This window comes from Thermoflexibacter ruber, assembly GCF_900113045.1.
GTDB classification, from domain to species: domain Bacteria; phylum Bacteroidota; class Bacteroidia; order Cytophagales; family Thermoflexibacteraceae; genus Thermoflexibacter; species Thermoflexibacter ruber.
In genome coordinates this window covers 36762-52775 of sequence record NZ_FONY01000009.1, presented here as the reverse complement: position 1 = coordinate 52775, position 16014 = coordinate 36762, and the positions used below count along the sequence as shown (strand labels likewise).

Below are 16014 nucleotides of genomic sequence, written 5' to 3'. Positions count from 1 at the left end.
ATTAATCCTAAGCGAATTATTGGCTAATTACTTAAAATAAAACTTTTCCTCTATCGAGGAGTATTCTCTTGGGATTTGTTGGTCTTGGGAACGCAAGCGTACATTTTTTCTTACTTGCATAAAAATATCTTCTAAACGTAGATTAGGTTGTCGCAATGCTTTGATAAGCTCTTCGGTGTAAAGTCCATTTTTCCCATTACCGTCTAAGGCAACTCCTCCTGCTTGGGTGGCATAGGCTATGAAAGTTCCCTTTGGAGCGATGTCTGTTCCTGTGATACCGCGGTTGCCTTTTTCATTCCTACAAGCATCTAAGATGAGTATATTCATTATATTGTTTGCTTGTTCCATTTCGCTAAGTACTTTTTTCAGACCTACCGCAGAGAGCGTATATTCTTCTATACTTAACTCGTTTCTCTCCTCTATCGGAAGTAGGTAAGTTTCCCCGTTCTGCTCTATGCCATGACCTGCAAAGTAAAATAAACCAATTCCTCCTGTGCTACTTAGTTTATGTCCAAATTTCAAGATAGCATTTTTCATTTCATCTTGATTTAGATTGGTATATTTGAGTACCTCAAACCCCAGCTTACTAAGCTCCATGGCTATTGCTTCTGCGTCATTGACAGGGTTTTTTAGTGGAGAGTTTTTATAGTCTTTATTACCTATGACTAAGGCTATGCGTTTTGCCGTAGTAATACTAACCTCTTTTTCAGGTAGATAGGCTACCTCTACTATTTCTGAAGTAGTAAGACCACCTGCATTGGCTGCTACAATTTTGATAGTATTTTTTCCTTCTTTCAAAGTAACATTGCGCTTAAGCTGGACATCACAAGTCCCACTGGGTACTACTCCTATGCCTCTGGTGGCATTTTCTATTTGTATAGCCTCATTCACATATACTTGCATACTTTGCAGAGGAGTAGAGGTCTGGATACAAGCATCTACTACATAATTTTTAGATTTACTTTTGAGTAGCGTATTATTCCATGTAATTTGTGGAGGTAGAGGCGGAGCTTTAGGTTTGATATTTGAAATGTCCCAAAGTTTAGCGGAGTTTCCCCCAGAGGTAAGCACGTATCTGCCATCAGGAGAAAAAGCCACAGCACTTATCCAACTCCCATGACCACCAAACTCTTGTTCTATCTTTCCTTGCTGATTCCAAAGTTTAGCAGTCTGGTCAAAACTACCTGTAAGGATAAACTTGCTATCAGGGGAAAAGGCAACGGCACTTACCCAATAAAGATTGGAGAACGTTTTAATCACATTACCTTTACTATCCCAAATTTTGGCAGTTTCATCAAAACTACCCGTCAGGATGTGCTGGGTTTTAGGAGAAATAGCCGCTGCAAATACTTGATTAGTATGCCCTATGTATTTTTGCAAGACTTGTCCTTGTAAGTTCCAAATAGTAGCCACACCGTCCATGCCTGCTGTTAGAATTAGTTTGCTATTTGGTGCAAAAGCTACTGAGCGAATGATGGCTTCATGATAAAAAGTTTGAATCAAGTTGGCTTGATAATCCCACAAACGGACAATATGGTCATGGCAACCAGTCAGCAAAAACTTTCCGTCAGGAGAAAAAGCAACTGCACCCACAGGGTCGGTGTGGGCTAAAATCTCAACAGCTGTACCTGTACGCAGATTCCAGAGTCTTGCGGTCTGGTCTTCGCTACCTGTAAGTGCATAATTGCCGTCAGGAGAGAGTGCTACAGAGCGGATAATACCTTGATGCCCTTTGAGCGTTTGCCAAATCTTTCCTTGCACATCCCAGAGAATTGCTGTTTTATCCTCTCCTCCAGTCAGGATAAAGTTCCCGTCAGGTGAAAAAGCCACGGAGCGAATCATTTTTGCTTGATAGAAAGTACGTACTTCTTGGGCAAAACAGCAAAAAGGCAGTAATATTGCTATAAATAAGAAAAAGCGTTTCATTGTTTTTGTAGGGGTAAAATAACTTTTTAATTATTTTACGTAAAAAACTTATGAGAGTTAGAGAGAAAAGTCAGTTTTGGGCATATTTCTCTCTCAAATAGGCAAAATACTTCTTGAAATCACCATTAAACTGATTTTTGAATTCTTGCTCAAAGGTGTTTTGCTTTTCATTGTAAGTGAGAAAACCTACAAAAAAAGCATTATTAGGGGTGTAATCCTTAAAGTAGTCTTTATATGTTTCTCCACGGAAAGCAATAGTATCCACAGAAGAAATAATGTGTTGAATCATTTTTTCCTTTTGAGTTTGCTTCTGTTCCAGTGACGTTTTTTTATCAAACGAACGATAAAGAGAATCCAATTTCTGTGTAGCACTAAGCAAAAAAGCATTGAGTTTTTCTCTATCCTGCTGCTGAGCAAGATACTTTTCCAATGGTAAAGAATTTTCTCCATACTTGAATTGTAGGAAAAGGATAGCCCCTTGATTGCCTACGAAGTTGGCTAAATTTTCATTGTAAGTAAGGTTATCATTGATAAACAGTGTGCCGTGTGTAAGCTCGTGGATAATTAAGTTTGCCAAACTTCCCTCGCTACGCATGAGCATACTCGACAAAATAGGGTCATCAAAGTAGCCCAAAGTCGACCATGCGCTTACTTCGTCTATTTCAGTATCCCAACCTTGTTTTTTCAATCTCTCCTCCTCTTTTTTTAATTTGCCCTTATCAAAAAATCCTTTATAAGAAAAAGTCCCAACAAAAGGGAAAAACCACTCTTTGGCAGTCAAACTGTAAGGTTCACAAGCAGTAATAGTCCATAGAATGGGCTTATCCTGTTGGTCGTAGAATTTTTCATAGCTCCCCGATGGCGATAATCCCAAAGAATCAATAGCAAATTGTTTTATTTCCTGAATAAGGTGTAATTTACTTTTGACAGAATCTGGGATGCTCTTATCTTCTAATACTTCTCTAATGGGTCTGGCTTTCAACAAGATAGTAAACTGTCCTTTTGCTTGCATTAGCCCATAGCTGATGATTTCAAACTGCCAAATGCAAAGAAAAAGTAATAAAAGTAGAAAAATCAATAATATTCTTTTGATTAACTTACGCATCTTTAGTAGTATATATTTGCTTGTTGGTAAACATCATTAATTTTTTCCATTCTCTTTGATAAACTGCACCAACCCACTTACCAAACCTTCTGCCAAAGGCAAATCTGCTTTGGAATAAGTGGCTATGTTTTCTGCTCTATCTGTTGAACTCGTTTTCAAAATATGGTTCATTTTTTCTATGAGCAAATATTGGGCATCTGGTTTGGCATCTTTAAGTAGTTTTGCTTCGCTCTCAGCCACTTGAATATCAGTCGTGCCTTGTACTATCAGCGTAGGAATTGTTAGTTTTTTGATTTCTGCTTGCGGGTTGTATTTGAGCCAAGAAATCATATAACGTTGCACACTTGGATGAAATAAGCTGAAGTACAGAGGGTTAGGATTTTCAATGAGTTTGCCTTCTTTGAGTTGTGCGAACAGACCGCTTATATCATTTACGATATTTTCAGGTTGTTTTTGGTCTTTGACTTGTTGCAAAATTATCTCGTCAATTGGTCTGCCAGCCCCCGCTACGGAAATATAGCTATTTGCTTTGCTTTTTTGAGCTGCTACCATGCCTATCAGCGAGCCTTCGCTATGCCCAAGAATAACTATCTTGTTGAATCTCTTATCTTTGCCTAAAAAATTTACCCACGCCACTGCATCATCAATGTAATGCTCAAAGCGCAAACTGTCCTCTTTCATGCCTGCCTCTGCACTTTTGCCTATGCCTCTTTTATCATAACGTAAAGATGCGATGCCATTTTTTGCCAAATCTTCTGCTAAGAGTTTATAAGATTGGGCAGTAATGCCAATTCCACTATTCCCATTGCGGTCAGTGGGACCCGAACCTGCAATGATAAGTACGACAGGAACTGTTTTTTTAGCGTCAGGGATAAGCAAAGTTCCTTCTATTTTGTCGATTTTGACGATTTCCTCTTTGGATTGGGAAAAAGTATTTTCCATGATTAGGAAAGTAAAAATTAGAATAAAAAGTGTTGTTTTCATAAAATTATCTTTTTAAAATTTTTTTAGTGGCTTTGTGTCTTAGTAGTAAATAATTACACTTTTTCTTACTTTTGCAAGTACCTAAATAGTTACATAGTTACAAAAAATCTATGAAAAAAATAGCCCTGATAACAGGAGCCACTTCGGGCATAGGAAAAGCTACGGCAGAACTTTTTGCTCAGCACCAAATCGACTTGATTCTGTGTGGAAGGCGACAAGAACGCTTGGCAGAATTAGCCATGCAGCTAAGCCAATCTGTAAAAGTCTATACACTTTGCTTTGATGTAAGGGACAAAGAGGAGGTTTTTAGACAAATAGAAAACTTACCCACAGATTGGAAACAAATTGATGTTTTAGTGAACAATGCGGGCAATGCACACGGGCTTGCACCTGTGGACAAGGCAGACTTGGTAGATTGGGAAGCGATGATAGACATTAATGTAAAAGGATTAATGTATGTTTCTAAGGCAGTGATTCCAAGCATGGTAGAAAGAAAATCAGGGCATATCATCAACATTGGCTCTATTGCGGGTAAAGAGGTTTATCCCAACGGAAATGCCTACTGTGCTTCTAAATACGCCGTAGATGCGCTTAACTCAGGCATGAGGTTGGATTTGGTGCAATACGGCATCAAAGTGACCGCAATTAATCCGGGGTTAGTAGAAACGGAGTTTTCCTTAGTTCGTTTCAAAGGTGATGAGCAAAGGGCAAAAAATGTTTACAAAGGCATTACTCCACTTACTGCCCAAGATGTTGCAGAGGTGATTTATTTTGCCGTCAGTCGCCCTGCCCATGTCAATATTGCTGATGTAATTCTTTTCCCTACGGCTCAGGCAAGCAGTACAGTAGTAAATAGAGTTTAGTATTTTTGAGGAAATGGTCTAAATTTTGGTAAGAGTAAGCATAAAAAATCCTTGCTCTATATTTAATTCGTTCACTTTTACCTACTGAAAAAATGAAAAAGATTCATAGCTTTATTGTATCGATATGTATTTGTCTTTCCTATGCCCAAGCACAAAAAATAGATGATAAAATAGAAGTCATTACCTCTGGTTTTTATACGCATTTTACAGGAAAACTAAACAATCAGCCTATCACTGCAGACTTGATGAACCATGAAAACCAGTATATAGGAACGTATTATTACAATGCCAACGGCAGACCTTTCCAACTTAAAGAAATTAAAAGCAACTCCACAAAACATATCTTAGAGGAACTCGATACGAACGGACATATTACAGGCATTTTTGAAGGGGTAATTACTAAAAAAAGTTTTATTGGAGTTAGAGAAACCGAGCAGGGCAAACGCAAAGTCCCTGTTGAACTTAAAGAAGACTACACCAAAGGCAGTATGCAATTTGCTCAGTACTATATCAACAATAACAAGGATACTATCGCCCCTTTTGATACCAAAGTGCATTTTCTTTATCCCTCCCAATTTCCTGATGCCAAAGTATTAGAGGCAGTCCGCGGCGATTTAGGCAAAGGTACTTTCAAACTCTCTATGCCCAATAATCTAAATATAGAAGTATTTAAAAATCAAATTGTTGAAAAATTACATAAACATTACAGCTACCTCTTGGATGGGGCGGCGGAGCGAGAGTCTATAGATATAGATATGCTGGTGTATCTTAATGAAAACTATCTGCTTTCTATTCGTATCAATGAAGTAGTAGATGCTGACGGCGAAGAGATAAATGAACAAAAGTTTTATACTTGGGACCTGAAGACGGGAAAACTGATACATCTGGACGATATTTTTAAAGCAGACTACAAGGAAGAACTCAGAAAAATTATCTTGCAAGCTATTATTAAAAGCATCGATAAAGATAACTTGCAAGAAGCAGGGAGTAATAAATTAGACACGTCTATGATAGATTTTGATTTTTATATGACTACGGGGGGAATGACCTTTTTTTACTTGCTGCCTGATTCTGATAATGATTTGGAGATTTATATTCCTTTCAAAGAGATGTTGAGTATCTTAAAAGCAGAAAGTCCTATTAGTCATTTGTTTAAAAAATAATTATTCCTCAAAAACTTCATGCTGGTAAGAAATTTTTTTAGCAAATGTACTATCCAAAAATATCTATCGTAACCCCTTCCTTCAATCAAGGTCAATACCTTGAACAAACGATTCTTTCTGTCATAGAACAAAACTACCCTAATTTGGAGTATATCATCATAGACGGAAACAGTACAGATAATAGTGTGGAAATCATCAAGAAGTATGAAAAATACTTAGCTTACTTTGAAAGTAAAAAAGACAAAGGGCATTATCATGCAGTACAAAAGGGATTCGAAAAAAGTACAGGGGAAATTATGACTTATCTAAACTCTGATGACATGCTCTATCCCCATAGTCTTTTTATCATTGCTGAGTTATTTCAAAACTTTCCTCAAATTCAATGGATTCATGGTATGCCTGCTCACATAGACGAGCATGGAAAAACAGTGCGTATCCACACCCTGCCAAAGTGGAACAAGTATCGTTACTACCGCTATGACTATAAGTTTATCCAACAAGAAGGTACTTTTTGGCATAGAAATTTGTGGGAGAAAGCGGGAAGCTATATCAACACGGATTACCTATTAGCTTCTGATTTAGAACTATGGTTGCGTTTTTTCCAATATGCAGAATTATACGCAATTAATACGCTTATTGGGGCTTACCGCTTGCGCTCAGCCAATCAAAAGAGCTTAGAACAATTAGAGGCATACTGCAAAGAAGCAGAAATTATCCTTAGTAAGCATCAGCTAAACGAACAAGAGAAAAAGGAGCTAAGAAGGATACGCTTGATAGAAAATACCTTGCTAAAAATTCCTATTTTAAAGGACTGGAAATGGTTGCAAGACAAGTTTTATTACAATAGCTTAGTATTCAGATTTCCCCCTAACTTTGATTTTGATAGAGCTACACAAAAGTTTTTCTTGAAATAAAAATCATGAATAATTCGCCTTTCATCAGTGTTATTACTCCGACTTTTAATGCCGCCCAAACATTAATAGCCTGCATAGAAAGTGTTGCCTCACAGACCTATCCCTATTTTGAGCATTGGATAATAGACGGACTTTCCACGGATAATACTATGGAAATAGTAAAAGAATACGCCTCAAAATACACTCACTTAAAATATGTTTCTGAAAAAGACACAGGCATTTACAATGCCATGAATAAAGGAATCAGCCTTTCCAAAGGAGATTGGTTATATTTTTTGGGGGCAGATGATAGGTTATACGGCAATAGTGTATTAAGCGATATATTTGAAAAAAGTATAAATGAAGATATTGGTGTCATTGTAGGAGATATAATCATCAATTTTGCGAATCACACTCATTCTTATAAAAGCACTAAATTTGATAAATATTTCTTTGCAGGAGAGTCTATTTACCACCAAGCAATACTGATGAGCAAGAAAGTGTTTGAAGTGGCAGGAAATTTTGATGAAAGCTATAAAATCTGTGCAGACACAAAAATGGAGTATGAGGCTTTTCGCTTTGGTTTTCAGTATTTATATGTGGATATAATTATTGCATCTTACTCTGGCACAGGAATAAGCAGTGATAGCAAATATATCGATTTGACCCGTAACGAAAGAGTAAGGATTATTCAGCATATTTTTGAAACCTGCACAAATAATGAGAAAAAAATTTTAGCGGATAATAGCAAAAAGTTTATTAAAATCTGGCTAAGTGAAGTATTAAGTTACGGATTGGGGTTTTACTCTATATACAAGTCTTTAGTTCAAACGGATAAAAATCTCAAAAAGGCATTTAAAAGAATCTTTTATAATAAAAATTTTTGGTTGGCTAATTCCTCTGAGTCGGGTGCCTTTACCAATCTACAAAAAGGAAGCATACTCATTGGGCTATTACAAGTTTTTTTCCTTTGCATAAAAGAAAAAAGATTTTTTTACTATTTAAAAAACAGCATATATTGGCTAAAAGTAAGATTTTTTACCTAATTTTCATTTACTTTTGGACTAAGTAAAACACATAATAATAGTCGACTCAGCCATCATGTCAATGGCTAAAAAGATTTAAAAGACTATTATCTCAATTTTTTTACCCCGTACATATGTAAAATCTAAATTAATCTTTTTTGGCATACATGGAACTACTTATTAAGCACCTCGTTGCGCTCTACGAGCGAGATTTGAGCAAACTGAAACAAGAAATCCAAAGCTATGAAAGCGAAGAAAAACTTTGGCAAGTAAGCGGAAGTATTAATAATTCCGCAGGAAATCTTTGCTTGCACCTCACAGGCAATCTTAGGCATTTTATAGGGGCTATTTTGGGGAAAACGGGCTTCGTAAGAAATAGAGAAGCAGAGTTTTCTTCAGAAAATATTCCACAAAGTCAGCTTATCAAAGACATAGAAAGCACGATTGTTGTTGTCAAAGAGGTGCTTCCCCAACTTACTGAGGAGCAGCTTGCCCAAGAGTACCCTATACAAGTTTTTGGCTACCCAATGCCTACCTCTTACTTTTTGATACATTTGGCTATGCACTTAGACTATCACTTAGGGCAAATCAATTATCACAGAAGACTTTTATAAAATTACTTAACCAATATTTCTAATGGTAAATAGACAACTCATTGCCGAGATTTTTGACCTGAACGTAAAAACTACACCAATTGCTAAGCAGATAGATAACTTTATCTATGCTACTATCTTGGTAAGTACTTTGGTAGTTACCTTAGAAACTATCCTACCGATGGATTACTTGCCTAATCTTCAGGCATTTGAAACCATTGTTACTATCATTTTTTTGGTAGAGTTGCTCTCTAAACTATCTGTATTGGATATTCTTTTTATTCGACACAGACGCAAGTGGGAGAGGACTTTACTTGTTTTTTACCTACTTATAGATTTTGCGGCGGTTATTCCCCCCATGATTTTCTTGCTGAGCAATACAGCACATCACGATTATTTCCTGACCCTACGCTTACTCCGCATATTCAAAGCTTTTCAGCACGACCATTCTATTGAGCTGATTCTTAGGGCAATTATAAAAAAACAGACTGAGTTAGTCAAATCCGCTCTGGTCGTCATAGTAGCTACTGTTTTTCTTTCTGTATTGCTTTATGAAGTAGAAAATGACTTCGAGTTTGGCAATGGGGTAGGAGGTGAACAAACTAAAATTAAGGATATTTTTACAGCCATGACTTGGGCTTTTGCTGTTTTTGTAGATGATGCTACAGGACATATAGAAAATGGACTGATGCCTGTTACTCCTTTGGGTAAGTTGATTGCGGCAATCATAGGCTTGCTCAAAATAGGTATTGTAGTTATCCCAACAGGCATTATCGCTACGGGATTTATCGAGGTCATAGATGAAAATAAATTGCAAAAACAATATCAAAAACTCAAAGAGGCTTTCCGCAAAAAGCACAATGAAATACTTGGTGTAGAAGTTTTTGAAAGACCCCGTACCTTGTTTACGCTCAAAGATGCACTTTTTATCCATGAAAATAATATTTTCAACATTTTAGAAGGAAAAAAAGGATTCAGGGTAAGAGCAGTTCACTCTGCGGAAGATGAAAAATATGTGGACACGAACCTAATAGAACACTATGCCTATCAGGATATTACGCTTTATGGGGCAAGAATAGACAGAGAGAATAGTAAGCACTTGATTATCACACCCAATAGCTGTGCAGATACAGGGGTAGGTTATTTTGCCTACTGTACATCTGAATTATTAAATGCAGACCTGATTTCTAATGAGTTATACCAAAAAAATTCTTTAAACTTAGATTATGATTTTGATTTTCTGAACAACGAACTCTATTGGCAAGATAATCACTTAGAAATGTCTAAGAAGGAACGCAAAAAACTCCCTACTAAGCACCAAGCCCTTTTTCAGTTCAAAGAGGACATTTTGAAACTGAAAGAATATCAACATATCTTGGTAGTGGAGTCAGCCAAGAACTTAGATTCAGAATTTGAATTAGAAAAAATGAGTATGAGCAAGTGCCAGTATCAGCTACTTATATGGCTTTGCTCTCATTGCGAAAATGTATTTGAGATTAAGGTAAATCATAAAATATTAGAAAGTTATATGTTTTTTGAGCAAGTAAAAAGAATTAGTAATGAGATAAAGATGCTTACCTAATTTTTTCCTTTCAGAATTTGCGAATAATTGATAATTTACCGTAATTTTATCTATTATCACACACTTTTCAAAGTATAAATAATAGATAAATTTTTCTAAATGAGGAGTTTGTTCAGTACACTATTGCTTAGTTGAAAAATATTTTTTTCATAGCGTTTTTTATTTTATACCTTTCCCTGTGTCATGCCCAAGACAGAGGAGAGTTACTTGCGCGTTTGCAAAAATCTAACTCCCAAGCAGAAAAAGTGCAGATTTTAGAACAGTTGGCTACCATCTCCAAGCAAACTAACCAGATAGACAATGCTATTTCTTATTTCAAACAAGCCTTAGACTTAACCGATGAGAGTGGAAGTGTAACCGTAATAGGGAGTTTGTGCCAAAAAATAGCAGACTTATATTTACAAAAGCAAGAGTATGAAACGGCTGTAGAGTATGCCTTACAAGCCCTTTCACTTCACGAAAAAGACAAAAACAATCAAAAAGTGGCTGATTTACAACACTATATTGGCTCTATCTACAAAAAAAATCAAGTATATGAAAAAGCTATAGAGTATTTTCAAAAGTCCTATCAATATTACAGACAAAGTGAAAACATAGAACTTCAAAAGCAAGTACTTTCTTCTTTATCCGAAACTTACTACCTAAACGGGCAATTAGCAGAATCAGAGAAAAACTATGCAGAATTGGTCAATCTTGCCTATGCAAGTAATGACATAAAAACAGAAACAGAAGCACTTACAAAAATAGCAGTAGTTTGCACCGCTGAAAAACGCTATGAGGAAGCTATCCACTACACCCAAGAATTAAGCAGTATTTATGAGAAAAATAAGCAAATAAATCAGTTGGCATTTACGCAACAAAATTTAGGCTACTTATACCGACAAAAAGGCGATTTGGCTCAATCAGAGGCTTATTTTCAATCTGCTATTGCTACTTTTGAGAAAATTAAACAGAAAGATGCCACTATCCTAAGCAATATTGCTGTAACCTACTCTATGCTTGGCAACTTTACTAAATCACAAGAATACCACTTACAAGCTATTGAAATAGAGAAAAAAAGAAATATTCCAGAAGATTTGGCAGATAAGTACAATTTAGTGGCAGCCAATAGCCTACTAAGTCAAAATCCCTTTCAAGCACTCCAATATGCTAACCAAGCTGTCCAAATAGCCACTCCCGCCAATGCTTACAAGCAACTGAAAGATAGCTATTTAATTTTGAGCGAGGTGTATAATCGTCAAAATGATTTCAAAGCGGCACAAGATGCTTTCAAAAAAGCAGATGAATATAGTAAAATCATTGAAAATCAAGCAACTAAATCTAAGGAGAATCTTCAGAAAAAACGTATAGAAGCACAAGAAAGAGAAAGTGATTTGCTCTTGCTTTTGTCTGAAAAAGAAAAACAAAGCCTCGCACTCAGGCAGGCATTGTTAGAGGCAGAGAAAAAAGAGCAAGAACTAACCTTGCTAAAAAAGGAAAGTGAACTGAACGAAGCCAACGTGAAAAACCAACGCCTTGCCAAAGAAAGAGCCGAGCAACAACTTCGCCTTGCCGAGCAGCTCCTTGAAACAGAGCGTCAAAAACAACAAATTTTGACCTTGAATCAGGAAAAAATCATGCAAGAATTAGCCTTAGAAAAGCAAAAAGTAGCGCAAGAGGAACAGCAAAAAGCGATAGAATTAGAGAGAAATAGAAATCAAATCAGGAATTTACAGCTAAAGCAAGAATTGCAAGAGCAAAAGATGCGAGAACGCTTTGTCTATTTAGGAGGTTTAGCCGCTCTGCTCATCATGTTGATTATGGCTTGGGCGATTAGGCGTTCCAATAGGCAACGTAAACTTATCCAAGAAAAAAATAAAACCTTAGAGAAACAACAAAAGCAAATCCAAGAAATTAACGAGGAGCTACGTACCTCAGAGGAAGAAATCAGACAAAATGCCGAAGAACTTTTAGTAACTAATGAACAATTAGAAAGTAGCCTTCGCCAACTAAGCATACAGAATGAAATTATTGCTGCCAAAAATAGAGATATTACAGCAAGCATCACTTATGCTAAACGCATACAACATTCCATTCTACCTCTGCCAGAGCAAATGCAAGCTACTTTTGGAGAGTATTGCCTGCTTTTCCGACCTAAAGACATTATCAGTGGAGATTTTTATTGGCTGCGGATGCTTCCAGATAATCGTATTCTTTTTTCAGTAGTGGATTGCACGGGGCATGGCGTACCCGGTGCTTTCATGTCATTGATTGGGAGTAACTTGCTCAAGGAAATTGTAGATGAGAAAAAAATTTATTCCCCCGAACTCATTTTGAATGAATTAAGTAAAGGCATCAAATACACGCTCCAACAGGAAAAAACAGCTAATAGGGACGGCATGGACTTAGCCATAGTGCTGATAGACAAGGAAAATAGAAAAGTAGAGTTTGCAGGTGCGAAGAACCCTATTGTTTATGTGCAGAATGGAGAACTATTCTACCTCAAAGGCGACCACTACGAAATAGGAGGTAATACTACAAAACAAGACGTTTATTATACCAAGCAACAAATCTCCTTGCCTAATGATGAATCCGAGAAAACGACTTTCTACCTCTTTACTGACGGCTACCAAGACCAGTTTGGAGGGACGGAGGGTAGAGGTTTTTCTATTCGTAAATTCAGAGAGTTTCTGCATCAAATTTACTATTTGCCTATGCAAGAACAAGAACGGCTTTTGGCAGAAAATCTTGCTCAGTGGCAAGGAAAAACACGCCAAATAGACGATATATGTGTGGTAGGGTTTAGGGTATGAATAAAAGACGTTCCATTTCATACAGAAGAAAATGGAACGTCTAAACGATTGAGTATTAAATGACTTGCCTACTATGCTACTACTTCCTCCTCTATCATTTCCTCTGAGGCTATCTTAGCAGTCAGGTATTCTCTATTCAAGCGAGCTATATTGGTGATAGAAATATGCTTAGGACACTCTGCTTCGCAAGCCCCTGTATTTGTACATGCACCGAAGCCTTCTGCGTCCATCTGTGCTACCATTTTTTGCACCCTACGTTTTCTTTCTGCCTGTCCTTGTGGTAAAAGTGCCAACTGAGAAACCTTTGCAGCAACAAAAAGCATGGCAGAAGCATTTTTACAAGCGGCAACGCAAGCCCCGCAACCAATACAAGTAGCTGCGCTAAATGCCTCATCTGCAATATTTTTAGGAATAGGAATCTCGTTTGCATCTACAGTTACCCCTGTATTCACCGAAATATAACCTCCCGCCTGCATGATGCGGTCAAAGGCACTTCTATCTACTATTAGGTCTTTTAATACTGGAAAAGGCTTTGCTCTCCAAGGTTCGACTACTATGGTATCGCCATCTTTGAAAGACCTCATGTGCAACTGACAAGTCGTAGTTTGTAGGGGACCGTGTGGCTTTCCATTGATAAACATACTACATGCGCCGCAAATTCCTTCGCGACAATCATGGTCAAAAGCTATAGGGTCTTCCCCTTTCAAAAGCAGCTCGTCGTTCAGTACGTCAAACATTTCCAAGAATGACATATCAGGAGAAACATCATTCAATTGGTAAGTAACTAATCTTCCTTTATCTTGGGCGTTTTTTTGTCGCCAAACTTTCAATGTTATCTTCATAGTATTATTTATAGCTTCTTTTGGTCAATTTTACATTTTCAAATAGCAATTCTTCTTTGTGCAATACCTCAGGCTGATTTGCTCCCTTGTATTCCCAAGCGGCTACATAAGCAAATTTCTCATCATTTCTCTCTGCTTCGCCCTCGGGAGTTTGGTACTCCTCGCGGAAATGTCCGCCACAAGACTCCTCTCTATGAGCGGCATCATCTATCATTAGTTCCCCTAATTCCAAGAAATCCGCTACACGCAAGGCTTTTTCCAAAGTAATATTGAGTTCTTCGTTTGTACCTGTTACTTTTACATTGCTCCAAAACTCTTCGCGAATTTCTTGCATACGTTTTTTTGCAAACTTCAAACCCTCGGCATTGCGAGCCATTCCACAATAGTCCCACATAATTTTGCCCATTTCTTTGTGGAATTGGTCAACTGTCTTATTCCCATTGATGCTCAATATCTTATTAATTTGATTTTTTACGTCTTCCTCTGCTTTCTTAAACTCAGGGTGGTCGGTGCTTATCTTGGTTGGGGGCATGCCTGCCAAATAGTCTCCAATAGTATAAGGAATCACAAAGTAACCATCTGCCAGTCCTTGCATCAAGGCACTTGCGCCCAAGCGATTTGCCCCATGGTCAGAGAAGTTTGCTTCGCCAAGTGCATAAAGACCAGGTACAGTAGTCATGAGGTTGTAATCTACCCATAAACCTCCCATAGTATAGTGAACAGCAGGATAGATACGCATAGGGGTTTCATAAGGATTTTCTCCAGTGATTTGCTGGTACATATCAAAAAGGTTGCCGTACCTTTCTTCTATTTTCTTTCTGCCGTCTCTTTTAATGGCATCTGCAAAGTCCAAATATACTGCTAAGCCGCTTGCCCCTACGCCTCTGCCTTGGTCGCAAACTTCTTTGGCACTTCTGGAAGCAATATCTCTTGGCACTAAGTTTCCAAAAGAAGGATATTTTCTTTCTAAGAAATAATCCCTATCCTCTTCTGGAATATCTTGTGCTTTGCGTTTATCATTACTATCCTTTGGCACCCACACTCTTCCGTCATTTCTCAAAGATTCTGACATCAATGTTAGCTTAGATTGGTGGTCGCCAGAAACAGGGATACAAGTAGGGTGGATTTGCGTAAAACATGGATTCCCAAAGAAAGCCCCTTTCTTATGCGCTCTCCAAGCCGCAGTTACGTTGCTTCCCATAGCATTGGTAGAAAGGTAAAAGACGTTCCCGTAACCCCCTGTGCAAAGTAAAACTGCATGTGCGGCGTGGGATTCTATCTTTCCTGTAACTAAGTTTCTTGTAACGATGCCTCTGGCTTTCCCATCAATGATAACTACGTCAAGCATTTCTGTACGTGTAAACATTTGTACCTTGCCCGTAGCTACTTGGCGGCTGAGTGCGCTGTATGCTCCTAAAAGCAACTGCTGACCTGTCTGCCCTGCGGCATAGAAAGTACGCGACACTTGCGAGCCACCAAAAGAGCGGTTAGACAGCAAACCGCCGTACTCACGCGCAAAAGGAACACCCTGAGCAACGCATTGGTCTATGATATTTACACTTACTTCTGCTAAGCGATACACATTTGCCTCTCTCGCTCTAAAATCTCCACCCTTAATGGTATCGTAAAATAAGCGAAAAACGCTATCTCCATCATTTTGATAGTTTTTTGCTGCATTGATACCGCCCTGAGCCGCAATGCTATGCGCCCTACGAGGACTATCTTGAAAACAAAAAGCTTTGACATTGTAGCCCAACTCCGCCAAAGAAGCCGCCGCAGAAGCCCCAGCTAAACCTGTACCGACCACGATAATATCGTATTTACGCTTGTTAGCGGGATTTACCAATTTGAGGTTAAATTTGTGTTTGTACCACTTTTCCGCTAACGGTCCATCGGGAATTTTAGAATCTAACTTCATATATCTAAATTATAAATGATGACTGACTAATGATGAATTAAAAACAATGAAATATGAATTGACGTATAAAAATAAATAAAGTTATTCAAAACTCATAATTCCTAACTTAAAGCCCTTAAATTACTTTTTGTGATAAAAGATTGTTTAAGAAATTTTTGTGTAAATGTAATTAAAAAATAAAAGGCAAAATCATGTATTCTTTATTTATATTGAAAAATTACTCGCCGTTCAAATTTAACAGTAAAAGTCAAGACTACAAACCTTCTTCATTCTTTTTCTGTTATCTTGGCTTTTTTCTCTACAGCCTCATAATGATTGTTCTTAATTA

The 16014-nt window shown here is 37.6% G+C and carries 12 protein-coding genes; 7 read left to right on the top strand and 5 right to left on the bottom strand.

Going from position 1 to position 16014, the window contains the following annotated elements; all coding sequences use genetic code 11:
• Positions 1-27: 27 nt before the first annotated feature.
• From BM141_RS06645 to BM141_RS06635, 3 genes are all read right to left on the bottom strand, one after another.
• Complete coding sequence (locus tag BM141_RS06645; protein ID WP_091542158.1) at positions 28-1926, bottom strand: caspase family protein; 1899 nt, start codon at positions 1924-1926, stop codon at positions 28-30.
• Positions 1927-1996: 70 nt separating this feature from the next.
• Positions 1997-3031, bottom strand: coding sequence for an aminopeptidase (locus BM141_RS06640; protein ID WP_091542154.1), 1035 nt, complete (start codon positions 3029-3031; stop codon positions 1997-1999).
• Between the two features lie 36 nt (positions 3032-3067).
• Positions 3068-4015, bottom strand: a complete 948-nt coding sequence (locus BM141_RS06635; protein WP_091542151.1) for an alpha/beta hydrolase — start codon at positions 4013-4015, stop codon at positions 3068-3070.
• A 110-nt stretch (positions 4016-4125) separates the two neighbouring features.
• Here BM141_RS06635 and BM141_RS06630 point away from each other — a divergent pair, with 110 nt between their 5' ends.
• The 7 genes from BM141_RS06630 to BM141_RS06600 all read left to right on the top strand — a co-directional run bounded on the left by BM141_RS06630 (position 4126) and on the right by BM141_RS06600 (position 12926).
• Positions 4126-4878 (top strand): SDR family NAD(P)-dependent oxidoreductase, encoded by a 753-nt coding sequence (locus BM141_RS06630; RefSeq protein WP_091542148.1) that lies wholly within the window; start codon positions 4126-4128, stop codon positions 4876-4878.
• A gap of 92 nt (positions 4879-4970) precedes the next feature.
• Positions 4971-6041, top strand: a complete 1071-nt coding sequence (locus BM141_RS06625; protein WP_091542141.1) for an RsiV family protein — start codon at positions 4971-4973, stop codon at positions 6039-6041.
• A 44-nt stretch (positions 6042-6085) separates the two neighbouring features.
• A complete protein-coding gene (locus tag BM141_RS06620; protein ID WP_091542139.1) occupies positions 6086-6955 on the top strand; it encodes a glycosyltransferase family 2 protein in 870 nt (289 codons plus the stop codon).
• A 5-nt stretch (positions 6956-6960) separates the two neighbouring features.
• Positions 6961-7980, top strand: a complete 1020-nt coding sequence (locus BM141_RS06615; protein ID WP_091542134.1) for a glycosyltransferase family 2 protein — start codon at positions 6961-6963, stop codon at positions 7978-7980.
• A 146-nt stretch (positions 7981-8126) separates the two neighbouring features.
• Positions 8127-8573: a DinB family protein gene (locus BM141_RS06610; protein ID WP_091542131.1), complete on the top strand. Its 447-nt coding sequence runs from the start codon at positions 8127-8129 to the stop codon at positions 8571-8573.
• 22 nt (positions 8574-8595) lie between these two features.
• Entirely contained in the window at positions 8596-10134 is a 1539-nt protein-coding gene (locus BM141_RS06605; protein WP_091542128.1) for an ion transporter, read from the top strand.
• A gap of 131 nt (positions 10135-10265) precedes the next feature.
• Positions 10266-12926 (top strand): tetratricopeptide repeat protein, encoded by a 2661-nt coding sequence (locus BM141_RS06600; protein WP_091542125.1) that lies wholly within the window; start codon positions 10266-10268, stop codon positions 12924-12926.
• 71 nt (positions 12927-12997) lie between these two features.
• Here the strand turns inward: BM141_RS06600 and BM141_RS06595 are convergent, their stop codons facing one another.
• Positions 12998-13768 (bottom strand): succinate dehydrogenase/fumarate reductase iron-sulfur subunit, encoded by a 771-nt coding sequence (locus BM141_RS06595; RefSeq protein WP_091542122.1) that lies wholly within the window; start codon positions 13766-13768, stop codon positions 12998-13000.
• Between the two features lie 4 nt (positions 13769-13772).
• Positions 13773-15686 carry a fumarate reductase/succinate dehydrogenase flavoprotein subunit gene (locus tag BM141_RS06590; protein ID WP_091542119.1) on the bottom strand — a complete coding sequence of 638 codons (1914 nt, stop codon included), beginning with the start codon at positions 15684-15686 and terminating at the stop codon, positions 13773-13775.
• Positions 15687-16014: the final 328 nt, after the last annotated feature.